This is a genomic window from Micromonospora sp. DH14 (assembly GCF_029809455.1).
Classification (GTDB): domain Bacteria; phylum Actinomycetota; class Actinomycetes; order Mycobacteriales; family Micromonosporaceae; genus Micromonospora; species Micromonospora parva.
The window spans coordinates 258,557-282,177 of the sequence record NZ_JARVKT010000002.1 but is presented as its reverse complement, the minus strand read 5'-3'; the positions used below and the strand labels follow the sequence as shown (position 1 = coordinate 282,177).

The 23,621-nt window shown below is 71.3% G+C and carries 23 protein-coding genes and 1 riboswitch; of the genes, 14 read left to right on the top strand and 9 right to left on the bottom strand.

The annotated features are described in order from the left end of the window. Positions 1-179 precede the first annotated feature (179 nt). Positions 180-710, top strand: coding sequence for a GNAT family N-acetyltransferase (locus QCZ28_RS05475; RefSeq protein ID WP_279515508.1), 531 nt, complete (start codon positions 180-182; stop codon positions 708-710). Between the two features lie 211 nt (positions 711-921). Here QCZ28_RS05475 and paaN read toward each other — a convergent pair whose 3' ends face one another. The 4 genes from paaN to QCZ28_RS05455 all read right to left on the bottom strand — a co-directional run bounded on the left by paaN (position 922) and on the right by QCZ28_RS05455 (position 6,426). Further along, positions 922-2,595: a phenylacetic acid degradation protein PaaN gene (paaN, locus tag QCZ28_RS05470; RefSeq protein WP_279515507.1), complete on the bottom strand. Its 1,674-nt coding sequence runs from the start codon at positions 2,593-2,595 to the stop codon at positions 922-924. A gap of 100 nt (positions 2,596-2,695) precedes the next feature. After that, on the bottom strand, positions 2,696-3,715 hold the full coding sequence (locus QCZ28_RS05465; protein ID WP_279515506.1) for a GNAT family N-acetyltransferase: 1,020 nt from the start codon (positions 3,713-3,715) through the stop codon (positions 2,696-2,698). 248 nt (positions 3,716-3,963) lie between these two features. Continuing rightward, positions 3,964-5,250, bottom strand: a complete 1,287-nt coding sequence (thrC, locus tag QCZ28_RS05460) for a threonine synthase (RefSeq protein WP_279515505.1) — start codon at positions 5,248-5,250, stop codon at positions 3,964-3,966. Between the two features lie 10 nt (positions 5,251-5,260). Continuing rightward, positions 5,261-5,396: riboswitch (SAM riboswitch) on the bottom strand. Positions 5,397-5,463: 67 nt separating this feature from the next. Beyond that, the gene (locus QCZ28_RS05455) at positions 5,464-6,426 is read right to left on the bottom strand and encodes a DMT family transporter (RefSeq protein WP_279515504.1); all 963 of its coding nucleotides are present in this window, start codon (positions 6,424-6,426) and stop codon (positions 5,464-5,466) included. A gap of 91 nt (positions 6,427-6,517) precedes the next feature. Between QCZ28_RS05455 and QCZ28_RS05450 the strand changes: the two genes are divergently transcribed. Continuing rightward, complete coding sequence (locus QCZ28_RS05450; RefSeq protein WP_279515503.1) at positions 6,518-6,823, top strand: metalloregulator ArsR/SmtB family transcription factor; 306 nt, start codon at positions 6,518-6,520, stop codon at positions 6,821-6,823. A 303-nt stretch (positions 6,824-7,126) separates the two neighbouring features. Here QCZ28_RS05450 and QCZ28_RS05445 read toward each other — a convergent pair whose 3' ends face one another. The 3 genes from QCZ28_RS05445 to QCZ28_RS05435 form a co-directional block, all read right to left on the bottom strand. Further along, positions 7,127-7,582 (bottom strand): DoxX family protein, encoded by a 456-nt coding sequence (locus QCZ28_RS05445; protein ID WP_279515502.1) that lies wholly within the window; start codon positions 7,580-7,582, stop codon positions 7,127-7,129. 565 nt (positions 7,583-8,147) lie between these two features. After that, positions 8,148-8,378, bottom strand: coding sequence for a winged helix-turn-helix domain-containing protein (locus tag QCZ28_RS05440; protein WP_278126085.1), 231 nt, complete (start codon positions 8,376-8,378; stop codon positions 8,148-8,150). Positions 8,379-8,407: 29 nt separating this feature from the next. Further along, a complete protein-coding gene (locus tag QCZ28_RS05435; protein ID WP_279515501.1) occupies positions 8,408-8,635 on the bottom strand; it encodes a winged helix-turn-helix domain-containing protein in 228 nt (75 codons plus the stop codon). A gap of 229 nt (positions 8,636-8,864) precedes the next feature. On the opposite strand from QCZ28_RS05435, the gene QCZ28_RS05430 reads away from it, so the two are divergent. The 6 genes from QCZ28_RS05430 to QCZ28_RS05405 all read left to right on the top strand — a co-directional run bounded on the left by QCZ28_RS05430 (position 8,865) and on the right by QCZ28_RS05405 (position 13,523). Then, positions 8,865-9,419: a hypothetical protein gene (locus QCZ28_RS05430; RefSeq protein WP_279515500.1), complete on the top strand. Its 555-nt coding sequence runs from the start codon at positions 8,865-8,867 to the stop codon at positions 9,417-9,419. 157 nt (positions 9,420-9,576) lie between these two features. Further along, a complete protein-coding gene (locus QCZ28_RS05425; RefSeq protein WP_279515577.1) occupies positions 9,577-9,825 on the top strand; it encodes a DivIVA domain-containing protein in 249 nt (82 codons plus the stop codon). After that, positions 9,813-10,067, top strand: coding sequence for a hypothetical protein (locus tag QCZ28_RS05420; RefSeq protein ID WP_279515499.1), 255 nt, complete (start codon positions 9,813-9,815; stop codon positions 10,065-10,067). Before QCZ28_RS05425 ends, QCZ28_RS05420 begins: the two co-directional genes overlap by 13 nt. Positions 10,068-10,123: 56 nt before the next feature. Continuing rightward, complete coding sequence (locus QCZ28_RS05415; protein ID WP_279515498.1) at positions 10,124-11,683, top strand: plasmid pRiA4b ORF-3 family protein; 1,560 nt, start codon at positions 10,124-10,126, stop codon at positions 11,681-11,683. After that, the gene (locus QCZ28_RS05410) at positions 11,680-12,732 is read left to right on the top strand and encodes a virulence RhuM family protein (RefSeq protein ID WP_279515497.1); all 1,053 of its coding nucleotides are present in this window, start codon (positions 11,680-11,682) and stop codon (positions 12,730-12,732) included. The genes QCZ28_RS05415 and QCZ28_RS05410 overlap by 4 nt, the downstream gene beginning before the upstream one ends. A gap of 176 nt (positions 12,733-12,908) precedes the next feature. After that, positions 12,909-13,523, top strand: coding sequence for a DUF4232 domain-containing protein (locus QCZ28_RS05405; protein WP_279515496.1), 615 nt, complete (start codon positions 12,909-12,911; stop codon positions 13,521-13,523). Here the strand turns inward: QCZ28_RS05405 and QCZ28_RS05400 are convergent. Next, positions 13,513-14,379, bottom strand: a complete 867-nt coding sequence (locus QCZ28_RS05400; protein ID WP_051708110.1) for an ABC transporter permease subunit — start codon at positions 14,377-14,379, stop codon at positions 13,513-13,515. The two genes, QCZ28_RS05405 and QCZ28_RS05400, sit on opposite strands and share 11 nt — an antisense overlap. Beyond that, positions 14,379-17,243, bottom strand: a complete 2,865-nt coding sequence (locus tag QCZ28_RS05395; RefSeq protein ID WP_279515495.1) for an alpha/beta fold hydrolase — start codon at positions 17,241-17,243, stop codon at positions 14,379-14,381. Before QCZ28_RS05395 ends, QCZ28_RS05400 begins: the two co-directional genes overlap by 1 nt. Positions 17,244-17,615: 372 nt before the next feature. On the opposite strand from QCZ28_RS05395, the gene QCZ28_RS05390 reads away from it, so the two are divergent. Genes QCZ28_RS05390 through QCZ28_RS05365 form a run of 6 tightly spaced genes read left to right on the top strand, consistent with a single transcriptional unit; the run spans position 17,616 to position 23,614 of the window. Beyond that, on the top strand, positions 17,616-18,791 hold the full coding sequence (locus QCZ28_RS05390; RefSeq protein ID WP_279515494.1) for a hypothetical protein: 1,176 nt from the start codon (positions 17,616-17,618) through the stop codon (positions 18,789-18,791). Then, on the top strand, positions 18,781-21,387 hold the full coding sequence (locus QCZ28_RS05385; RefSeq protein ID WP_279515493.1) for a nitrate- and nitrite sensing domain-containing protein: 2,607 nt from the start codon (positions 18,781-18,783) through the stop codon (positions 21,385-21,387). The genes QCZ28_RS05390 and QCZ28_RS05385 overlap by 11 nt, the downstream gene beginning before the upstream one ends. Continuing rightward, entirely contained in the window at positions 21,384-21,857 is a 474-nt protein-coding gene (locus QCZ28_RS05380; RefSeq protein WP_030327817.1) for a roadblock/LC7 domain-containing protein, read from the top strand. The genes QCZ28_RS05385 and QCZ28_RS05380 overlap by 4 nt, the downstream gene beginning before the upstream one ends. Further along, a complete protein-coding gene (locus tag QCZ28_RS05375) occupies positions 21,854-22,336 on the top strand; it encodes a DUF742 domain-containing protein (RefSeq protein WP_279515492.1) in 483 nt (160 codons plus the stop codon). The genes QCZ28_RS05380 and QCZ28_RS05375 overlap by 4 nt, the downstream gene beginning before the upstream one ends. After that, positions 22,314-23,072 carry an ATP/GTP-binding protein gene (locus tag QCZ28_RS05370; RefSeq protein WP_279515491.1) on the top strand — a complete coding sequence of 253 codons (759 nt, stop codon included), beginning with the start codon at positions 22,314-22,316 and terminating at the stop codon, positions 23,070-23,072. The genes QCZ28_RS05375 and QCZ28_RS05370 overlap by 23 nt, the downstream gene beginning before the upstream one ends. 38 nt (positions 23,073-23,110) lie before the next feature. Beyond that, positions 23,111-23,614: a hypothetical protein gene (locus QCZ28_RS05365; protein ID WP_279515490.1), complete on the top strand. Its 504-nt coding sequence runs from the start codon at positions 23,111-23,113 to the stop codon at positions 23,612-23,614. Positions 23,615-23,621: the final 7 nt, after the last annotated feature.

The following is a 23,621-nucleotide window of genomic DNA, read 5'->3' as shown; positions in this document are numbered from 1 at the left end:
GACCACCGACTCAGCGATCGATGAACGCCATTGAGCGAGGTGACCGAAATCGCACGCTACACGAGGAGTGACGGCCGCGCACGGCCACAAATCGGACACACTGCGGGGCCGCGCCGAGGTGACGGCGAGCGGGCACAACTCACGAGAAGGCGGCCATCCCCTGTGGTAGGCATGCGGACATGACCACCGACATGGGCTCGCCGGCAGTGCGGCTCGCGGAGACCCGCCGGGTCCGGCCGCAGGACGCCGCCCGGATGCGGGCGCTGCGCCTGGAGATGCTGGCCGACGCGCCGTTGGCCTTCCTGGAGACCCTGGCGGACGCGGCGGCCCGGCCGCACAACGAGTACGCCGCCCGGGTCGCGTACACCTCAGCCGGTTCCAGTAACGCTCAGTTCATCGCCGACCCGGGTGACCGGCTGGTCGGGCACGCCGGCGGCACCACCGCCCCGAACGAACCCGGCGTAACCGTGATCTACGCCGTGTACGTCACGCCGACCTGGCGCGGCAGCGGGCTGCTCGGCGAGCTGATCGACGGGGTGGCCGCCTGGTCGCGCGCCTGTGGCCGACCGGAGCTGCTGCTGGAGGTGGTGGTCGGCAACGACCGCGCCTACCGGGCCTACCAGCGCCTGGGCTTCCAGGACACCGGGGTACGCGTCCCCCACCCCACCATCCCAGCCCTCACCGAACTGCACATGCGCCGCCCCGCCTAAAACCAAGAACTCACCCCAAGGCAGAGCCACCGAGCTGCCCCGAAAGCCGCCGGATGCGTCAGCGACAACCGTGCCCACCTCAGGGTTTCCGGGGCAGCCCGACCCGCGCAGGGATCAAGCCTGACCGCCCGGAGCGGGGCGGGCTGCCCCGGAAACCCCCAACCGCAAGGAACGCAAGGCAGCCCCGGAAACCCCCAACCGCGACCAAAAATCAGACGTGCCGCCGGGACTGCACGATCCGGAACCGGTTCGCCACGTACGCCCCGTCCGTCAGCGCCGAGTTGGCCGCCGCGTTGGCCCCACTGCCGTGGAAGTCGGAGAACGCCGCCGACTGGTTGACGAAGACACCTCCGGTGAGGTTGCAGGACAGGTGCACCCCGACCTCGACCGCCACCGCCTCGGCCGCGTCCAGCACCGCCTCGTCGGTGGAGTAGACCCCGGCGGTGAGCGCGCCCTTCTCCCCGACCGTCCGGCGCAGCAGCTCCAGGCTGTGTGCCGTGGAGTCGGTGGCGATGGCGAACGAGATCGGCCCGAACCACTCCCGGCCGTACGTCTCCGCGTCGTCAGCGGTCAGCTTCACGATCGTCGGGGTACGCACCACCGCGTCGGCGTACGACGGATGGTCCACGGCACGCGACTCCAGCACCGGCTCGCCGACCTTGGTCACCTCGGCCAGCCGCTCCAGCACCCCGTCGTTGACGATGGCGCCGGTGAGTTCGACACCCCGGGCCGGGTCCGCGGTGAGCTTGCCGACGGCGGCGGCGATCCCGCCGGCCACCTCGTCGAAGCTCTTGTGCCCCTGGTCGGTCTCGATGCCGCCGGCCGGGATGAGGATGTTCTGCGAGGTGGTGCACATCTGCCCGCTGTAGAGGGTCAGGGTGAAACCGAGGTTGCGGCACATGCCGGCGAAGTCGTCGGTGGAGTCGATGACCACCGTGTTCAGCCCGGCCTTCTCGGTGTAGACCGAGGCCTGCCGCGCGTGCGTCTCCAGCCAGTCGCCGTACTCGGTGGAGCCGGTGAAGTCGACGATCTTCACGGCCCGGTGCAGGGCCAGGTCGCTGGCGAGCTTCTCGCCGGGCGCCTCCGCCGCCAACATGATCAGGTTCGGGTCGAAGCCGGCCTCGGCGAGCACCTCCCGGGCGTACTTCACGGTGATGGCCAGCGGCAGCACGGCGCGCGGGTGCGGCTTGACGATCACCGGGTTGCCGGTGGCCAGCGAGGCGAACAGCCCGGGGTACGAGTTCCAGGTCGGGAAGGTGTTGCAGCCGATCACCAGTGCCACCCCACGCGGCACCACGTGGAACGTCTTGGTCATCCGCAGCGGGTCACCCTTGCCGGCGGCCTTCTCCCAGCCGGCCGTGCCCGGGTGCCGGGTCATCTCGGCGTACGCGTACGCCAGGGCTTCCAGCGCCCGGTCCAGCGCGTGCGCGCCACCGGCCTGGAAGGCCATCACGAACGCCTGCCCGCTGGTGAACTGGACCGCGTTGGCCAGCTCGAAGATGTTCTTGTGCAGCCGGTCGAGGATCTCCAGGCAGACGCCTACCCGGGCCTGCGGGCCGGCGTCACGCCACGCCGGCAGCGCGGCGGAGGCGGCGCTGACCAGCTCGCCGGTGCCGGCGTGCGGGTACCGCACCGCCAGCTCCACCCCGAACGGGCTCGTCTCGGTGGCGACCCGAGCGCCGCTGCCGGGCTGGTCGAGCGGGAAATCACCACCGAGGTACGCCTCGAAGGCGGTCTTACCGTCGGCGGCGGCGGTCTCGCCGTACACCCGGGGGCTGGGGGATTCGGGATAGGCGGACCAGTAGCCCCGCTCCGTGATCGCGGTCAGCGCACGGTTGAGGGTGTCGGCGTGCCTGTCGTACAGGGGATGCGGGGTCTCCGTCATGCCCGCCATCATGCCTGAGTCAGGTCCGCGAGCAGTAGCGCGAATGCCCGGCAGCGACGCATGCCTGAGTCAGGTCCGCGAGCAGTAGCGCCGATACCTGTCAGAGGGTGAGCTGCCAGTCGGTCCAGGAGTCCACCGGGCGGAAGCCGAGCTGCTCGTTGATCGCCACCATGTAACTGTTGCTCGCCGCGTTCCAGGTGTCGATCACCTGTACCTCGGGCTCGTGGGTGAGCAGGTGGTGCAGGTTCTCCGCCTTGGCGATGAGGCCGAGCCGGTGCCCACGGTGGGCCGGGTCGACGATGGTGATCTGCTGGTAGGCGTGCCAGTCGGCGGAGGCGCCCACGTCCAGCAGCGTCCAGGCGACAAGTCGACCGGACGCCTCGTGGCGCATCCCGAGGTGGTAGCGCCGCCGGCCCCGGGCGTCCAGCGCCCGTTCGTTGCCGCGGATGCGCTCGGCGTCCACCTGCTCCGGCTCCCACTGCACGTCGCCCATGGGCGCGTCCATCATCAGCCGGCCGTCGAGGTAGGCGATGTCGGCGACGTACTCCGGCGGGGTGGCCCCCTGCCAGCAGACCGACTGGTAGCCCTCGGCCCGTGGGCGGGCCTCGGCGAGCGCCGCTCGCAGTGCCACCCGGTCGATCTTGCCGACGTCGAGCCGTCGGCGCACCTCGGCGAGGGCGGGTTGAGCGCCGGTCGCGGCGGCGAACGCGTCACCGGCCACGCTGCGGGCCGGCCCGCCGGGCAGCGCGGAGACGGCCATCCCCACCACCCGCTTGCGGCAGTGCTCGCGGAGCAGGCGCACCCCGTACTCGTGCAGGGCCCGGCCGACTCCCCGGCGCCGCAGCTGCGGATGCACCGTCAGCTCGGCGGTGGCGTTGTCGGTGTTGTCGAGCTGCGGCAGGTCCAGCTGGAGGTAGCCGGCCGGCACGCCGTCCAGTCGGGCCAGCGCGAAGAGGGACCGGGTGCCGGGCATCGGCGTGTGGAACAGCGCGTCGAAGCGGCGCCGGCAGTAGGGCGGGAAGTCCGGCAGGTCGGCGTCGTTGGCCGCCGACCCGATCCGGTACGCCTCGTCGACAGCGCTCCGGTCGGCGCCGTCGAACGACGCGATGGTGATGCTCATTCCGCTGAGGGTGCACCAGGAAAAAGCGATCGGGCCAGCGAATTAATCGCTGGCCCGATCGGACGTGGTCGGGAGGGACACTCGCACAACGCCTCCGGCGTTGGGTCGCAAGAACTTCAAAAGTCTTCGGCGAAATGCCCTCCCGCACGGAGCATCTTGCGCCGTCCGGTTCCTGCCGTCAAGTCCGTAGCGGCGGGTTTTCCACACTCACAGCGAAAACCCAGTTACTGGCTGATCCACTCGGTTCGTCAGCCGAGGAGGCCGGCGTCGCGGGCGGCACGCAGCGAGGGCTTGATGTGGTGGGTCGGGCCGACCTGGCCGGCCACCGCGTCGATGGTCTTCAGACCCTCGCCGGTGTTGAACACGACGGTCTCGGCCGTCGGGTCGAGTCGACCGGACTCGACCAGCTTGCGCAGCACTGCCACTGTCACCCCACCCGCGGTCTCGGCGAAGACCCCGGTCGTGCGGGCCAGGTCGCGGATGCCCGCCCGGATCTCGTCGTCGTCGACGTACTCCATCCAGCCGCCGGTGCGGCGGACCGCCTCCAGGGCGTAGAGGCCGGCTGCCGGGTCGCCGATGTTGAGCGACTTGGCGATGCCGGTCGGCTTGACCGGGATGATCGTGTCGGTCCCGTCGTGCAGGGCGGTGGCGATCGGGTTGCAGCCCGCGGACTGCGCGCCGAAGACCTTCCAGCCGCCGGCCGGCGCCTCGACCAGGCCGATCTCGACCAGCTCGGAGAACGCCTTGTCAATCTTGGTGAGCAGCTCGCCGCTGGCCATCGGAATGACCACCTGCGCCGGGATCCGCCAGCCGAGCTGCTCGGCCACCTCGTAGCCGAGGGTCTTGGAACCCTCGGCGTAGTACGGCCGGACGTTCACGTTGACGAACGCGGTGTCCTCGAATTCGTCGGTCTCCACCAGCTCGCCGCAGAGCCGGTTGACATCGTCGTACGAGCCGTCGATGGCGACCAGCTCGCCACCGTAGACGGCGGTGGTGATGACCTTGCCCTGCTCCAGGTCGCTGGGGATGAAGACCACCGAGGGCACCCCGGCGCGGGCGGCGTGGGCGGCCACCGAGTTGGCCAGGTTGCCGGTCGACGCGCAGGCGAACCGGGTGAAGCCGAGCGCCTTGGCGGCGGTGAGCGCCACCGAGACGACCCGGTCCTTGAACGAGTGGGTGGGGTTGGCGCTGTCGTCCTTGACCCAGAGCGGCGCGGTGATGCCCAGCTCGGCGGCGAGGTGCGGGGCTGCCACCAGCGGGGTCAGCCCCGGGTCGAGGGTGACCCGGCTGGCCGGGTCCTGACCGGCGGGCAGCAGTGCGGCGTACCGCCAGATGTTGTCCGGGCCGGCTTCGATCTGTTCGCGGGTGACGGTGGCCAGCGCGGAGGTGTCGTAGTCGACCTCCAGCGGGCCGAAACACTCGTAACAGGCGTGCTGGGCGGCGAGCGGGTAGCGGGCCGAACAGGCGCGGCAGACCAGGGCGCGGGCCGGGCTGGCGGAGGTGTCGATGCCGGAGCTGACGAGCGTCGACGTCATGTCGAGAGTCCTCTCATCTTTCCCCGCATCGCACGGTGCGGCGGGGACGGAATTGGCACCTGCCCCGCGGGTCGCTCAGCGGTGAGCGCGCGGGGTGGTTGCCGGGGCGTCGTCGGGCCGTATCCCTCAGCCCCTCTGGATGAGGTATTCAGTTGTGCCGCCGAGTCTAGGCAAAGCTGGCCGTGGCCTCCAGGGCGAATCCCAGGGAGTGGGTCAGCGGGCGTTCACGGCCACCGGGTCGGTCACCGCGATCGGGTCCGTCACCGCACCCGGCCGGGGCAGCGGCGTGGTCCGGGGGCGGGCGGCGAGGTTCGCGGCGATCAGGGCGGCGATCGTGATGGCGGCCCCGACCAGTTCGACGGGTTCCGGGCGGTAGCCACGGGCGATCTGCACCGCGAAGGTGGTCACCGGAACCAGGTTCATGAACAGCGCGGCGTTGGCGGCACCGAGTCGCTGCACGCCGGTGTTCCAGGCCAGGACCGCGATGACGGCACCCACCACGACGGCGTACGCCAACTGCGGGGTGATTGCCACGAGGTCGGCGGCGGCTGGCGCGTGCTGCCAGCCGACGGCGTCGGCGCCGATGCTCAGGACGAGCATGGCGGCCGTGCCGGCGAGCGCGGTCAGTGTGGTGAAGCGCAGCGGCGTCCACTCGCCGAACCGACTGGCGCCGTGGGTGTAGATGGCCCAGCCCAGCACCGCGCCGATCATCATCAGCCCGCCGAGGCCGAACTGGCCGAGCCCGGCCAGGCTGCCGCGCGTGATCACCAGGCCGACTCCGACGAGCGCCACCAGGGAGAGGGCCAGCAGGAGCGGCTTCGGGCGTACGCCGTCGCGAGCCCAGCGGACGAGCTGGGTGATCACCGGGGTGGTGGCCACGAAGAGGGAGACCTGCTGCGGGGCGGCGTGTTCGAGCGCCAGGTTGGTGAGCAGGTTGAAGCCGGCGAAGCCGACCACTCCGAGCACCACCACCTCCAGTGCCCTTCCACCGTGCCCCAGCGCGCCGGCACCCTCGCGGAGCAGCAGGATGGCGACCAGGACGACGGCGGCCAGCAGGTAGCGCGCGGTGGTCAGGTTGAGCGGGTCGACCCGGTCGAGCGCGCTGGCCAGGATCGGGAACATCACGCCCCAGCCGAGCACGGCGACCAGTGGGTACGCGGTGGCACGGGATCGCATCGGCAACTCCAATGTTCGAGTATCGTCGAACCAACGACACCGACCATAGGGTGTTGTTCGATCGCTGTCGAACAAGGGTTACACTGGTCACATGGAGCCGCACGAGCCTGACCTGACCGCCGTACCGGTCACCAGCGTGCTGGCCGCGCTCGCCGACGACGTGCGGCTACAGATCGTCCGGGCACTCGCCGAGGGCGGCGAGTCCCCCTGCGGCAGCTTCGACTTCGGCGTCTCCAAGGCGACCCGCAGCCATCACCTCAAGGTGCTGCGCGAGGCGGGCCTGACCCGGACCCGCGCCGCCGGCACGAGCCGGCTGGTCCGGCTGCGCCGCGACGAGCTGGACAAGCTCTACCCCGGCCTACTGGACGCGGTCCTCGCCCAACACCGATCGGCCTGACGCTCCCGCTTCGGCCCCTCCCGCACGTGTCGCTGGCGGTCGCGGCTGCGGAGCGGGTGACACCTGCCATTCGCGCACGCTTTGGAGCTGAATCGTTTGCGACATCAGCACCCAGCTGGGATCCGGCGCGCGGGGCGCAGAGCCGGGATCCGGCGCGCGGGGCGCAGAGCCGGGATCCGGCGCGCGGGGCGCAGAGCCGGGATCCGGCGCGCGGGGCGCAGAGCCGGGCCTACGGGGGCGGCCGTGACCGGCGCGTCGCCAGGGCCGCCTCGTCGAGGCCCCGGCGACGCGGTACGGATGCGGTCAGACGACGATCGAGCTGCTCTCAGCCATCGGCGTCACCGGCGCGGACTCAGCGTCGCGGCGACGCGCGAGCAGCGTGTCGAGCGCCCAGGAACCCGGACCGAGGGCCGCGATCAGCAGGAACGACCAGCAGAAGAGCGCCGACAGCTCCCCACCGTTGTGCAGTGGCAGCAGATGATCCGGCTGGTGCACGACGAAGTAGGCGTACGCCATCGAGCCGGATGCGAGCAGAGCGGCGGGTCGGGTGAAGAGGCCGGCCAGCACCAGCGCGCCGCAGACCAGTTGGATCAACGCGGCCCACCAGCCCGGCCAGGTGCCGGGGGCTATTGCCGCACCGGTCACCGGGTTGCCGCCGAACAACCCGAACACCGAGGTCAGACCATGCAGCGCGAACAGCAGACCGATCACGATGCGGAACAGGGACAGGGTCGGCCCGCCGAGCCGAGAAACGTTCATCGGTACCTCCATCGAAGGGATTGGTCCCCCTCAATGTGAGGCATGAAAGTATCGAAGGTTATAGATTCCTTGTTAGTGGGAAAGTCCCCGGCTGGAATGTACCGCTGTCGAGCGCGCCACGTCGAGCGCTCGCAGCCTCGCTGACGGGCCGCCCGAGCCCCTGAGCTGCGAAAAGAGAAAGATTCGAGCCACGCCGACCGCCGTGGGCACGCTCCCACACTGTGGGTGCAGCCCGTTACGCCACCTCGGCCACAGGACCGGCCCAAGCCCTCACCCGTGATCAGGTGTCTTGCGAGTCACGCGACCTCGCTCGCCGAGATTGCGTTGCGCTTGATCGAGCGCAGGATCGAGACCATGCGGTCGGCGTCGTCGGTGGAGAACAATGCCTCGGGGGACCGCGCGGGGCGACTCTGTTGAACGGGGACTCGCAGAGGCGACCGGGCCTGAACACCGATCGCGTCGCCTTCAGATCCGCGATGCTCATCCGGCCACCCGTTCCCGCTCGAAGTACATCGGGGGCACGGCACCGGAGATCGACGCAGACCGCAGTCTCGAACCGATGGCGCTATTCGGCCACGAAGACACCGAGCCCCTGATGGCCGTACAACTCACCGGTCTCGATCAGGATCGTGATGGCCTGTCGGACTGTCGATTGACTACGCACGTCGTAGAGATCCGCCAACTCCTTCGTCGAGGGCAGCTTGTGACCTGGCGGCCACTCGCCGTCGGCGATGCGCTTCCTGATGTCAGCGATGATCCGCCGGTAGTGCGGCTCGAATTTTCGTGGTGAGGGCATGTGAGTAGTCCCGACTGACACACCTACCGCTAGTCGTCGCTTCGATCTCGCACGAAGACCCCGCGCCCCTGATGACCCTCGACCAGGCCCTCGGCGCGAAGCGTCAGCATGGCCGAGCGGATGACCTGGGTAGAAACCCCGTAGTGGGCGCACAGCTCGGAAATGGACGGCAGTTTGTCGCCAGGCTTCAGGTCGCCCGACTTGATCCGATCGCGGATCTCGGTGGCTATGCGCTCGTAGAACGGCGTGACTGACATGGTGGTACTCCCTCGTCGGCACCACCATCTGACCACTCTTCGCTTATGACATCAAGTTCTTGGTGTTCTAAGGGTTGCACTAGTGACACTAGGCATCATATGTTGATGCCGAGACGGCCCTCGTCGGCAAAACAAGGGGCGACTCACCCCCGGGTACGCCCGGATCGCCGGGGCGGCACCCCCCTTCGCCGCCCCGGCACCCCCGTAACCCCACGAGAGGAGTCCACCCGTGACCGTGTCGGAGACGGCGATGGAAGTGCCGGCGGCGAACGCGATCTGGTCCGTGGAGCAGGTGACGGCCGAGCTGCGCGAGACGTACCTCGCCGTGGCCGCCGCTGCTGTGCTGCTGGAACGGACCGGGGCGGGTTGCGCCCACCCGGCGATCCGGCTGGCGCGCCGCAGCGGCGAAGACGCGCTCGACCTGGCCGGCGACGCCGAGCGGCAGCTCAGCGACGGCGTTCACCTGCTCCGCGCTGACGCCGGCCATCAGGATCGGGCCACCATCGGCGGCCTGGTCGAGGTACTGGACACCGTGCGGGACCAGTTGGCTGGCGCGAGCGCCCGGATCGGTGCGCTCCCGGCCCGGATCACCACCGCTGGGCAGCAACTCCTCGACACCGACCAGCACGACCGGCCCAGCCACCCGGCGACCGAGACGGCGGCCGGGCAGTGGCACCGCGCCGCTGACCAACTCGGGCTGATGACCGAAAGCCTGTCCGCGGCGGTCGCCGCGCTCACGTCGTACACCGGCGGGTTGTCCGGCGCGGAACCCGCCACCGCCTGAACCTGCCCGCGGACCTCCGTGGGGAGGAAAGGGCCCGGGGTGGGTGCCGGGCTCCGGCCGGTACGTCACGCGCGGTCGTGCCGGCCGACCCCGCCCGCCCCGGTGCCGCCTGGCACCAGCATCGAACGGAAGGCGGTCCACCGTGATCTACCAGGCCATGCGGCGCCTGCTCCCCCAGCACGTCCGCGCCGCCACCTTCAGCGTCCGCCGGTGGCGCGGCCTCGACCCCACCCAGGTGTACGGCTACCTCGACCTGCTCGCCGACGAGCTGGAACGGCTCACCCGCGATCTCGCCACCGCCAACACCGAGGGGGAACGCATCCGCCAGGCCCTGCGGCAGTGGCAGTCGCGGCACACCGACTGTCGGCACACCTCGACCACCCCGAACAGCCGGTGGTCCCGGTGACCGACCCGCACTGGATCATCCACCTGCCGACCACCCTGCACCGGGTCGACGACGCTGCGGCGCTGGCCATGGCGCTGCGCCACTCCCTCGGCCATGTGCTCGCCATCGACTTCGGCGAGACGACGCTCAGCGAGGAAGACCGACAGTTCCTGCGTACCCGAGTCTGGTGCGACACCAGGCTCGCCGGGACCGGCCGCTGCGGACGCCGGGCCGACCACGACGGACAGTGCCTGGCACCGTGACACGTGCCTCGGCGGGTCGATTGCGGGCCCGGTCGGGCCCGGGTAGACATACTCGGATGAGCCCGGTGAGCCGTCGTCGCAAACGCGCCACGTCCAGTCGAGCAGGCCAGCGGGTCGTGCGTCTCGCCGAGCCTGTCAACGTGGAGCCGTGCGACTGCCCGGCGTGCTCGGATGCGGACTTCGACCCGCAGGACCTCATTGACACCCTGGTCGCCGGGGCGGCCGACCTCCTCAAGACGGACGATCCCATTGAGGCGGAGCTGTTCGCCGCATCGTTCCTGGCTGCCGGGGACCTCGCCGGTGACGGGTTCACCGAGGCGCTCGACGCCGGCATCGTGCCGGCCGTGGCCGAGATCGCCACCCCGGAATCCCTCGCCGTGCTGCTCGCGCTCGACGCCGTACACGGCGGCTCGGTCGCCGCCGACGCCGCCCGGCGTCTGCTGAGCGCGGGCGTGCCCGCCCCGAGCTGGGCCGACGAGGTGCGCGAACCGCTCCGGGTCGGCACCTGTCGACGGTTCGCCGACCCGGCGGGCAGCGCCTCGATGCTCGTCTGCACCTTCGACCGGGCCGGACGGTCGTACGGGTTCGTGATCCACATCGACCACCTCGACTGCGATGCTGCGGCGAACCTGGTGTTGTTTCCCGCCGAGGTCCTGGACGAGGTCGTCAGCACGCTTGCGGAGAACAGCCGCCGCGCGGGCGTGACGGTGACCGAGGAGCAGCTGGACCCGGCCGAACTTCGCTGGCAGGTCGAACGTGCCCTCGACGCCCGCGCGGACCACGACCGCGAGGCCGACCCGGCCGAGTTGGTCGACGAGTTCGAGGAAGGGGACGAGGAGGGGCCGGGTTACCACCTGCTGGCCGTGCTCCTGCGGGCCTGGATGCGAACACTGCCCGAGCCGACCCGGCCAGCCGCCCGGCACCACGACGGCCCGGCCGCTCGCAGTCTGTTGGACGACATGGCGCAGATCGTCGCGGCGGCACAGCAGATCCAGACCCGCGGCCTGGGGCGGGCCGGCAGGCCCGCGAAGCTGCCGGCGAAACGGAGGAAGTCCGCGCCGCCCGCGCCGATCTACCAGATCAAGGTTGGCCTTCGCGGGGCGAAGCCGCCGATCTGGCGACGCCTGGAACTGCCCGCCGACACCAGCCTGGCCACCCTGCACGACATCATCCAGGTGGCCTTCGGCTGGAACGACTCCCACCTGCACGTCTTCGAGACCGCGTACGGCGACTTCGGGGTCACCGACCGGGAACTGGGCTACCGCGCCGAAGCCCCGGTGACGCTGGAACAGGTCGCGTCCGGCGTCGGTGACCGGTTCAGGTACACGTACGACTTCGGCGACGGCTGGGAACACGAGATCGTCGTGGAGAAGGTGCTGCCTCGCCAGGCCATCGCCTACCCCCGCTGCACCGGCGGGCGGCGGGCGGCCCCGCCGGATGACTGCGGCGGCGTCTGGGGTTACGCCGACCTCGTCGAGGTGTTGGGCGATCCTGGCCACCCCGAACACGGCGACCGGCTGGAATGGCTCGGACTCACCTCGGCCGCCGATTTCCAGCCCGCCCGGTTCGACGCCACCGAGATCACCCAAGCCCTCACCGAAGGGGGCAACGGGTGACTGATCCTGCTGGTGAACTGATCCTCTACCGCGCCGACGACGGCGGCTCTGTCGTCCAACTGCGAGCAACCAACGGCACCGTCTGGTTGACGCAGGCTCAGATGGCTGAGCTGTACGGGACGTCGGTCCCCAACATCGTACAGATCATGCGCCGAGTGCTGGCCGACGAGGAGGTGACCGAGGCAACTATTAACTCTGAGTTAGTAGTTCGCTTCGAGGGCGGTCGAGAGGTGCGGCGTGAGGTCAAGGTCTACAACCTGGACATGATCTTGGCCGTCGGCTACCGGGTGACCACGCCCCGCGCGGTGCAGTTCCGGCAGTGGGCAACGACCGTCCTGACTGAGTACCTGGTCAAGGGCTTCGCCATTCAGGACGAGCGCCTCAAGGACGTCACGGCTGCGGACTACTTCGACGAGCTGCTGGAACGCATCCGCGACATCCGGGCGTCGGAGAAGCGCTTCTACCAGAAGGTTCGTGACATCTTCGCCACCACCAGCGCCGACTACTCGGGAGCCAGTGACACCGCCAAGACGTTCTTCGCCACCATTCAGAACAAGCTGCTCTACGCCGTCACCGGCCATAGCGCCGGCGAGCTGATGGTGAAGCGGGCCGACGCAGAGTCGCCGACCATGGGTCTGACCACCTGGCGCGGCCCTCAGGTACGCAAGGCGGACACCACCATCTCCAAGAACTACCTGACCGCTGACGAGATCAGCGAGCTGAACCGCCTGACCACGATGTTCCTCGACTTCGCCGAAGATCGGGCGCGCCGCCGTCAGCAGATTCTGATGGCTGAGTGGGTTCAGCGCGCCGACGCGTTCCTGACCTTCAACGAACGGCAGGTGTTGGCCGGCGCTGGCGGGATTTCGTCGGCTGCCGCCGAGGCACAGGTCGGACAGGTATACGCCGACTACGACAATCGGCGCCGCGCTTTGCAGGCTGAGGAAGCACGCCGGCAGGAAGAACGGGACCTTGCCGAGCTTTTGGAGATCGAGCGCCGTGACCGACACGGCGGAGGATCGCTCGACCAGGATGCGTCAGCAGGCTAGCGATGTCGTGAACGAATCAGCTCCAAAGCTCACGACGAGGAGCCCCATCCCGCCGAGCAACGGCAGGCGGTCCGGCGGGGATAGTGAAGCTGGCCCAGGCACGGGGCAGCCCGACGGCGCACCGGACTGTCGGGGGCGGGCGGCGGCGGCACGTCTACCTGGGCGATGATCAACGGATGGTCTCCCACGACACGGCAGCACGGCGGCGCATCAGCGCGACGATCGCGATGGCTCTCGTGCTCGGCGGCTGCACTCCCGGCGACCATCGCGGCCAGGGTGGGGACCCGACGGGCCCGCCGCCGACCCCGTCGAGGCCCACCCAGTCGCCCAGCGTCGCTCCGGTGGCCGAGTGTCCGGCCTCCGGCGTCCGGATCCGGGCAACCGGCGGGGACGCCGCCTCGGGCCTGCGCGCCCTCGGCATCGAGCTGGTCAACTGCGGCGAGCACCCCTACCAGCTCAACGGCTACCCGGTGCTGCACGTGTTCGACGAGGAACGCGAGCCGATCATGCTGCGGGTGGTCAACGGCGCCAAGGAGATCACCATGGGCTTCGACCAACCACCCCGGAAGATCACCCTCGCTGCCGGCGAGCGGGCCACCGCCGTGGTGCTCTGGCGCAACCTGGTCACCGACTCGACAGTGGTGGCCACCAACGGCGAGTTCCTGACCGTGGCGCCCGCCGCCGGGCAGCCGGCCGAGGAGGTCGACCCGGACGGGCCGATCGATCTCGGCAACACCGGCCGGATCGGCGTCAGCGCCTGGAAGAAGGCCGACCCGTCCGCTACGACGTGATGTCCTTTCGGGTGAACCGCCAGAACGCCAACCCCCAGAACAACGTCGCGTAGCTGATCGCCGAGATGCAGCCGCGTACCACGTCGTCGGTCTGCACCGGAGTCGACAGCAGCCCCAGCCAGGCGGTGCTGAAGTGGGTGGGCAGGAAGTCGCGCAACGCACCAAGGGCGGTGATCTGGTCCAGGATGCTCGACAGGATCCAGAGCAGCACCGCGCCACCCACCGCGCCCAGCGCGGCGTCAGTGGTCACCGACAGCAGGAACGCCAGGCCGGCCACCACCAGCAGGACGATCGCCAGGTAACCCAGCACGGCCAGCAACCGGAGCAGCCCCTCGGTGGGCTCCAGCTCGGCGGCGACGGTGCTGCGCAGCGGCGACCAGCCGTAGCGCAGGGTGCCCGCCAGCAACGCGGTGCCGGCCAACAGCAGCAGGGCAAGTCCCGAGTACGCGAGCGCGACGACCAGCTTCACCGTCAACAACCGCGCCCGGGGCACCGGGATCGCCAACAGGTACCGCAGGCTGCCCCAGCTCGCCTCGCTGGCCACCGTGTCGCCGCAGAACAGCGCGACGACCACCACCAGCAGGAACGACGCCGACACGAAGATCGAGAACAGGGTGAAGTTGAGCCCGCCCGTGGTGGCCAGGTCGACCAGGCTGGAGAACTCGTTGCGCCCGTTGTCGTCGTCGCCACCGGAGTTGAACTGGAACGCGATCAGGATGATCAGCGGCAGCAGCACCATGAACCCGAGCGCCAGCTGGGTCCGCCGTCGGGACGCCTGCCGGCGGAACTCCGCCTTGAACGGCATGGTGGCCGACGGCCGGTAGCCGCGTGCCTCACCCGCGTCGACAACTGCCATCACCGGTCACCGCTTCCCCGAGAGTTGTCGCCCACCAGGGCGAGGAACGCGTCCTCCAGGCGCCGCCGGGGCACCACCCGGTCCACCCCGATGCCGGCGCGTACCAGCTCGGCCACCACCTCGCTGCGGGCCGTGCCGTTGGTGTCGACCACCAACTGGCCGTCGCCCTCCGGCAACACCCGCACGCCGTGCAGCCGGTCCAGCACCGCCCGCGCCGCCACCGGGTCGGTGACGTCGAAGAGCACGCTCGGCGACTCGCCCACGATCTCCTCCACCGGCCCGGACGCCACGATCCGGCCCTTGTTCACCACCACCGCGTGGGTGCACGTCTGCTCCACCTCGGCCAGCAGGTGGCTGGAGACCAGCACCGCCCGGCCGTCCGTGGCGTACCGCTGCAGCACCCGGCGCATCTCGGCGATCTGCGGCGGGTCGAGCCCGTCGGTCGGCTCGTCCAGCACCAGCAGCTCGGGGAGGCCGAGCATGGCCTGGGCGATGGCGAGACGCTGACGCATCCCGTGGCTGTAGTTCTTGATCTTCCGGTGCACGGAGTCACCCAGCCCGGCGATCTCCAGCGCCGCGTCGAACTGGGCGTCCTCCCACGGCCGCCCGGTGGCCCGCCAGTACGCCTTCAGGTTGTCCAGGCCCGACAGGTGCGGCAGGAAGCCCGGCCCCTCCACCAGCGCCCCGATCCGGGACAGCACCGGCGAGCCGGGCACCAACCGCCGACCGAAGACGTAGATCTCCCCGGCGGTCGGCTGGGTCAGCCCCATCAGCACCCGCAGGGTGGTGGTCTTGCCGGCACCGTTCGGCCCGAGCAGACCCACCACCTGACCCGGGTGCACCTCGAAGTCCACGTTCGACACGGCGACGAAGCCGTCCGCGTACTCCTTGCGCAGTGCGCGCACGGCCAGCGGGGTGTCCGCGTACTCCGGATGCACGGAGCGGTCCTGGCGGCGGTGCCGGCGGCGGACCACCGCGACGACCACGACGAGCCCGATCACGATGGCGGCGAGCAGCCCGGCGAGCACCCAACGCCAGACCGTGGCCGCGGTGGGGATCGGCTCGCCGGCGACAGTGGGCAGGCTGACGGGGCCGTCCGCGGCCACCGTGTAGACGGTGGGTTCGGCGGGGGTGGTGTACGCCTGGTCGGAGCTGGCCACCACCAGCCGCAGCCGGTGCCCGGCCTCCACCCGGCGGACGATCGCGGGCAGCGTGACGGTGACCGGGCGGGCGTCCTGCACCCGCTGCGGCAGGCCGGTCAGCCGGATCGGGGCGACCAGGCCGTTGGGCAGGGTGGCCGCGCCGTCCTTGTCCACGTCGTAGAGCTTCACGAAGAGCACCGCCTCGCCGGTGGGTGACGCCGCCCGCACCGTGACGGTGGGCGCACCGGCCACGTCGACCGCCTCGGTCAGCGGGGCCGACTCGAACCGGGCGTGCTGGCCGGGCACGTCGCTGGCCACCCCGTCCAGCAGCGAGGTGAGCCCGCCCGCGAACGGGATCGAGGAGATGGCGGCCGGGTTGCCGTTCGGCGGGTTCGCGATCGGCTGCGCCGGGCCGGTGACAGTTACCTCCCGGCGGTCGGTGCCGGCCAGGCCCGGGTAGTCGGCGCGGCGGAAACCGGTGGCGACGAGGCCCCGGTCGAGCGCGTCGAAGCCGGCGATCCGCGACCAGGTGAAGTCGTCGCCGGGCGCGTCGCCATCGCCCTTGACGTAGTGGTCGAGCCACTGGACGGTCAGGAACTTCACCCGGTCTTCGTCCGAGCGGGGTCCACTGCCACCGTCGTGTCCGCCGGTGAACCAGGCGACCCGCACCGGGGTGCCGGCGGCGGCGATGCCCTTCGCGTTCGCGTCGGCCTCGCCGAGCGGGAAGAGCGTGTCCGCCTCGCCCTGCACCAGCAGGGTGGGGGCCTTGATCCGGTCCAGCACGCCGGCCGGGCTGGAGCGGCGCAGCAGGTCCACGGCGGCCTGGTCGGCCTGACCGGTGGTGGCGATGCGCAGGTATGCGGCGCACACGTCGGCGGCGAACCGACCGCAGGACGGGTCGGCGGCACCGGCCGGGGCGCCACCGGGGGCGGTACCCGGGCCGGCACCCGGCCCGGGGCTGGGCGGGCCGGCCGACTCCGGTGCGCCCTGCGGCGCGGCGGCGGTCCCGCCGGAGAGCCCTGCCGGGCCGGAGCCAACGTTGCCGCCCCCGCCGAAGAAGAGGCCGGCCCAACCCTTCTTGAACACGCCCTCGGTCGGTGCCCCGCCGGTGCTCTCCGGCAGGAACGCCCGGGACAGGTCGTTCCAGGTGATCATGGGGACGATCGCGTCGACCCGTCGGTCCTGGGCGGCCAGCAGCAACGCCAGACCGCCGCCGTACGAGCCGCCGACCACACCGACCTTCGGGTCGCCGGCGGCGTCGGTGCGCACCTCGGGTCGGGCGGCCAGCCAGTCCAGCAGTCGCTCGGCGTCGCGGACCTCGTAGTCCGGGCTGTCCAGGTGGATCTCGCCGCCGCTCCTACCGAAACCGCGCGCGGTCCAGGTGAGCACCGCGTAGCCGCGGCCGGCGAACTCCTCAGCGTCGGAGTGCACCGACTCCTTGGTGCCGCCGAACCCGTGTGCCAACAGCACCGCCGGCACCTTCCGGGCGGACGAGGCGTCGGCCGGCAGGTAGAGGGTGGTGTCCAGGTTCACCTGCTCGTCGCCGGACGGTCCGGAGCGGACGGTGAGCATCGCGCTCTCGGCGCGTACGCCCGACCCTTGTGGCCACACCGCCCAGGTCACGGCGGCGGCCAACAGTACGACGACCACCGCGGCGGCGGTCGCGCGGCGACGGGTGGGCAGGGCACGCCGGAACCACGCGGCCGGCGACGGCGATGTCATGCGGCACACGGTACGGCGCGCAGCCTGAGCGTTGGCTGAGATCCGCCGTACGTCCGTCCGGTTGCCCCGATCGGTGCCGGGTGGGGGTGCGAGCGCGCAACGTCCGACGCGGCACAGCGAGTTGAGTTCGGATTTCGTGAATTCCGATCTTCCGCGGATATCCACCTCGATCCCTCCATGTCACACACACAGCTGACACAGAGCGTGCTGGCAACGCGGACAAATGGTGACATGACTCGAACTGACGCGAACCTGACTCGTTCAGTCGGGTCTGACCAGTCGGGGGTTCGATTAGTTTTCCGGTCCGGTGGACGGGACTTGTCGGCTAGCCCGACGCCGCGCCGATTCGCGCCCACGCCGGAGGAGACACACATGACAGTCCCCGCGCCGCGGGCCCGTCGACGGCCGTCCATGCTGGGCCGACTGTTGCCCCTGCTGCTCATCGGAGCGCTGTTGGCACCATTGGGCCTGCTCGCCACCTCGAACTGGGGGCAGGTCACCGACGACCGGGACTTCGCCGCCCGGGAACGGCTCGGCGTGCAGTACCTCACCGCGCTGGCGGCGGTCACCGACGCCCTCGTGGAGGCCCAGTCCAACGCGGTCAACGGCCGCCCCGCGGCACGGGAGGCGTTGGACAACGCGGTCGAGGAGGCCGCCGCGGTGGACGCCCGGATCGGCGGGGAACTGCTCAGCCAGGAACGCTGGGCCGGCGTACGGGCCAAGCTGGAGGCGCTGCGCGGCCGTAGCGCCACCGACCCGGAGGCCGCCTACACCGCCTACGGCGAGGTCGCCGACCTGCTGCTGGCCCTGCACCGGAAGGTCCGGGAAAGCTCCGGGCTGGTCCGCGACCCCGAGGCGGACTCGTTCTTCCTCCAGGACAGCGCCGGCGAGGAGCTGCCCGAGGCGGTGGTCGCCGCCGGCCGGCTCGCCGACCTCGGCGTGCTGGTCTCCCGCCGGCCGGCCGCCCAGCAGCCGCGCGGCCTGATGGAGCTCAGCGGCGTACGGGTGTCCGCCCTGACACCCGCCACCGACCTCGTCGACAACCTGCGCTCGGCCGTGGACGGCTCGGAGAGCACCGACCTCGGCGCCAACGTGCTCACCCCGTTGGACACCTACCAGCGGTCAGTGGAGGCGCTTGCCGGGTACTCCCTGCCGGACAAGGACAGCGGCGTGGTCAGCCCGGGTCAGTTGAGTGCCGCCGCGCTCAACTCGCACCGCTCGGCCCGCCAACTTCAGCCGGTCATCCTCACCGAACTGGACGCCCTGCTGGTCGAGCGCATCGACCGGCTCAACCGGGACCGCTGGCTGACCGCCGGGGCGGCGGTCGTCGCCGCGCTGTTGCTGGGCTGGCTCGCCGCGTTGCAGGTCGCCGCCGGCCGCCGGGCCCGGCGTCGGGCCGCGCTGGCCGCGACCCACGCGGAAGGCGCCGACACCGCGCCGCACCGCGACCCCTGGCAACCGGTGGCCGACGAGCCACGGGCGCTGCAACCGGTCGGCGCGGCCCGTGATCCGGAGAGCACACAGTGGGGGGCGTTCGATGCTCAGTAGGCTCCGGATCCGCGGCAAGCTCGCACTGCTCGTGGTGATTCCGCTGCTCAGCATGGTCGGCCTGGCCGTTCCGGTGATGCTCGACCGGGTCGCCGCGGCGCAGCGGGCCGGCGACACCGCCGAACGGGTCCGGCTCGCCAGCCGGGTCGGCAGCCTGGTCCAGGATCTCCAGCAGGAACGCATTCTCTCCGTCGGCCTCCTGCTCGGCCGGGTCGAACGCAGCGAGCTGATCCGTAAGTCCGCCGACGTGGACGACCGGGTGGCCGACCTCCGGGCGGCGCGGAGCGACGCGCTGACCGACGAGGTCGACAGCGCCCTCGACCGGGTGTCCGGCCTCATCGACCTGCGGACCGCCGTCCTGGCCAGGGCCGCCAACCCCGGTCAGGTGATGGACACGTTCGGCCCGGTCAACAAGGGCATCATCGAGTCCCTGCGGCTGGTGTTCGGGGTGGACACCGACACGTTGCCGGGCCGGCAGGTGCTCGCCCTCGACGGGCTGCTGCGCGCCGACGAGGGGCTGGGCGCCTGCGCCACCCTGAGCCTGCTGGTCAAGGCGATCGGCAACCCGGACACCACCGCCGGGTACGTGGCGTGCATCGCCGCGCTCCAGGTCGACAACTCGCGTTTCCGCAGCCTGATCACGCCCGAGCAGCTCACGGTGTCCCAGCTCAACGACGCCGCGGTGGCCGCGCGTACCAGCCCCGACTTCCTGGTCAGAAGTGCCCGGGATCCGGCCGCCGCGGTCCGCGACGTGCCGATGGAGGCGCTCTTCCCGGCCGTCCGCACGATGATCCGGCTCGGTCAGTTCGTCGAGAAGAAGCTGGTCGCCGACGTGCTCGCCGAGGTGACCGCCGAACAGCGGCGGGCGCTGACCGCCGCCTACCTGGTCGGTGCCCTGGCGGCGTTGATCCTCACGCTGGTGGTGCTGCTCAGCGTGGCGGTGGCGCGGACGGTGGCCCGACCGCTGACCCGACTCACCCGCTCGGCCGACCGGGTCGCCCGGGTCGCCGAGGAGGAGCTGGTCCGGGTCACCGACGACGAGACGGAGAGACCTCGGTCGGTCCGGCTGGAGCCGGTGGACATCCGCGCCAACGACGAGATCGGTGACCTGGCGCGGGCCTTCGACCGGGTGCAGAACACCGCGGCGCAGCTGGTCGAGCGGCAGGTCGCCGGCCGACGCAACGTGGCGCAGATGTTCGGCCACGTCGGGAGGCGTACCCAGAACCTGGTGGGTCGGCAGATCGCGCTGATCGACCGGCTGGAGCAGCAGGAGGCCGACCCCGGCCGCCTGGAGCACCTGTACCGACTCGACCACATCTCCAGCCGGTTGCGGCGCAACGCCGGCAGCCTCGTGGTGCTCTCCGGCTCCGCCGGGGCCGACGCGCACACCGCGCCGGTGCCGCTGGCCGACGTGGTCCGGTTGGCGCTCGGCGAGATCGAGGACTACACCCGGGTGGATGTGCAGGTGCCGGCGGGCGTGTCGGCCGCGCCGGCAGTGGTCGGTGACCTCGTCCTGGCGCTGGCCGAGCTGATGGAGAACGCCACCGTCTTCTCCCCGCCGCACACCCGGGTGCTGGTCAGCGCCGAGACGTCCGGCCTCGGTGCGCGGCTCACAGTGGTGGACCACGGCATCGGCATGAGCGAGCAACGGCTGGCTGAGGAGAACGCCCGGTTCACCCGGCGGGAGCGGCTCGACCTGGCCCCGACCGAGGTGCTCGGCCTCTTCGTGGTGGGCCGGTTGGCCCGTCGGCACGGCTGGCAGGTCGCCCTGGCCGCCACGGGCGGGGGCGGGGTGACAGCACAGTTGGAGATCCCGTCGGCGTCGCTGGTGCTGCGCCGCGCCGACCGTGCCGGGGCCGCCGTGGCCCGCGCCGCGGTGCCGAATCGGGATCGGCGTACCACTGTGACCCGCGCACCCGAGAAGCCCCGCACGGCGGCCGTCGTCGTACCGGCCCGTTTCGACTCGGACCTGCTCAGTCGGGCCACCCGCAGCCTGGACGCCGGCCCGTCCTGGAACGCGTTCGGTCGGGGCCAGCCGGAGGAGACCGTTGCCGAGCCCCAGAGCCCGGAGCAGGCGGACAAGCCGGCCACGCCACGGGTACGGCAGCGGGTGCCGGGGGCCACTCTGCACACCACCGCCGGGACGACCCGGCCGGTGGACGCCACCGGGGCGGACCCGGCCGCCGCCCGCGCGCTGGTCGAGGCCTTCCAAGCCGGTGTACGCCGTGCCGAACTGCACGGGGCACCAGCCGCCGACGGTGTGTCGGCGCGGACGACCAGCGACCCGTCGGCCCGGGCCGGGGCGGCCGTGGTGGACCCGGACACGACGGCAGACCTGCCCAGCACACCGGGAGGCGCCGGCCCCACGGTGCCCGGTGGTGGCGGTTCGACAGATGCTGCCGCGGGGCGGCCCCGGTTGAGCCGACGGGTACCGGGGGCGAACCTCACGGCCGTCCCGGCCTGCCAACCGCCCAGTACCCACCTCGGTGACCCGGCCGAGGTCCGCGACCTCATCAGCGAGTTCGAGGCGGGCGTCGCCCGCGCTCTCCGCGAAGTCAGCCCCGACCACCGGAACGAAGAAGGATCATCACGGTGACCAGCCCCTTCCTGCACGAAAACGTCGACCAGACCCAGCCCAGCGCCAGTGGGGACCTCAGCCCGGAGGCCCGGACGTTCAACTGGCTGCTCGACTCCTTCACCTCCAGCACCGCCGGGGTCCTGGAGGCGATCGCGGTCTCCTCGGACGGTCTGCTGATGGCCATGTCGGCGATCAAGGACCGGTCCAACGCGGAACGGCTGGCCGCCGTCGTGTCCGGAATGACCAGCCTCGCCGGTGGGGCCGCCAGTTGGTACGCGCTCGGCGGCTTGAACCGGGTGATCGTCGACATGGCCGACGGCTATCTGTTGATCAGCGCGATCAGCAGCGGTTCCGTGCTCGGGGTGGTCGCCGACCGGTCGGCGAACCTGGGCACCGTCGCGTACGAGATGACGCTCTTCGCCGGGCGGGCCGGTGGCGCCCTGACCCCGCGACTGATCGTCGAGTTGAAGAACGCCGTTCAGCAGTGACCTCCGACGTCGCCGGCGACGATCCGGATCCGGATCCCAGGGTTCGGATCCGCCCGTACCTGCGCACGCCACCATCGCTCGGCGACGGCGCGGCGGCGACACCGGCGCGGCCGGAGCCGGCCGGGGACCAGCCGGCCGGTCCCCGGCCGTTCGTGCTCACCGCCGGGCGGGTGGCGGGTGCCGACCCGGCGATCGGGCTGGAGACCCAGGTGACCATTCGCGTGGACAGCCCGGTGTGGGGCGGCCCGACCGGGGCCCTGCTGGCACCGGAACTTCAGACGATCATCGCGCTCTGCGTCGAGCCGATCTCGGTGGCCGAGATCTCGGCCCGCGCCCGACTGCACTTCGGCGTGGTCCGGGTCCTGGTCGGCGACCTGCGCGCCGCCGGGCACCTGGACGTGCACGTCACCGACACCGACGACGCTGTCGACCCCGATCTCATCCTGCGAGTGATTGATGGACTCCGTGCGATCTCCTGAATGGCCGGCCGCCCCGCTCGGCGGGGTCGCCGCGAACAGCGCCGCCGCGCGTTACGGCATGTCTTCGGGCACCGGGCCGATAGTCGGCCGGGCCGGGCCACCGCCGACCGCACCGCCGCCGTACCGGCCCTCGTCGGAGCAGGGGTCGGTGCCGCCTGCGGTCGGTAAGCCGGCCGCACCGCCGGTCCCGGTCAAGATCCTGATCGCCGGTGGGTTCGGGGTGGGGAAGACCACCACCGTGGGGGCCATCTCGGAGATCGCGCCGCTGACCACCGAGGCCGAGATGACGAGCGCCGGGATCGGCGTGGACGACCCGGGTGTCCGGTCCGCCAAGACCACCACCACGGTGGCGATGGACTTCGGCTGCGTGACGATCGACCGCAGCCTGAAGCTCTACCTGTTCGGCACGCCGGGGCAGACCCGGTTCGGTTTCATGTGGGACGACCTGGCCCGGGGAGCGCTCGGCGCGCTGGTGGTGGTGGACAGCGCACGGCTGGACGACTGTTACCCGGCCATCGACTTCTTCGAGCGGGCCGGGCTGCCGTTCGTCGTCGGGGTCAACGCCTTCGACGGGCGGCTGGCCCTGGAGCTGGGTGAGATCCGTTGGGCGTTGGCCATCGGCGATCATGTACCTCTGGTGCAGTTCGATGCCCGCGACCGACTCTCGGTACGGGACGCCCTGCTGGTCGTCCTGGACCGCGCGCTGGACCGTGCTACCCGGGAGAGGAAGGCCTGAGCTGGCCAGCTCCGGCCGTGGCGGGAAGAGGTGATCTGGTGAGGGGCGACCTGGACGAGACGCTGGCCCGGCTGGCCCGACGTGAGGAGGCGTCGCGCCGTCGGGCCGCCGACCGTGACGACACCGCCGCACCGTCGAGCCCGCCCGGCAGCGGCACCCGCAACCCCTCGGGTCGGCACGACCCGCGGCACGCGGGGGTGGAGGCCCCGAGCGACGTGGCCGGATGGGGACCGGTCGAGGAGGTGGCCGAGGCGGTCCGTCAGGTCGTCGGGGCCTACCCCGGGCTGGCGGTGACAGTGCAGGTGGAGCACGGCGGGCGGGCGTACCCGATGCGGGTCTCCTGGAACGGCCCGGCGGTCACGGTCGGACCGGCCCCCGCACCGACCCCGGTGGAACCCCCGCCGGCCTGGCCGCTCTCCGGGCGGACGGTGCCCGCCTGGGCGCCCGGCCCGGACGGGTTGAGCCCGGACCCGGCGGCCCGGTTGGCCGAGCTGATCCGGCGCGATCCGACGCTGCTGGACGAGCTGGATCCGCGGCGCTGACCGACGG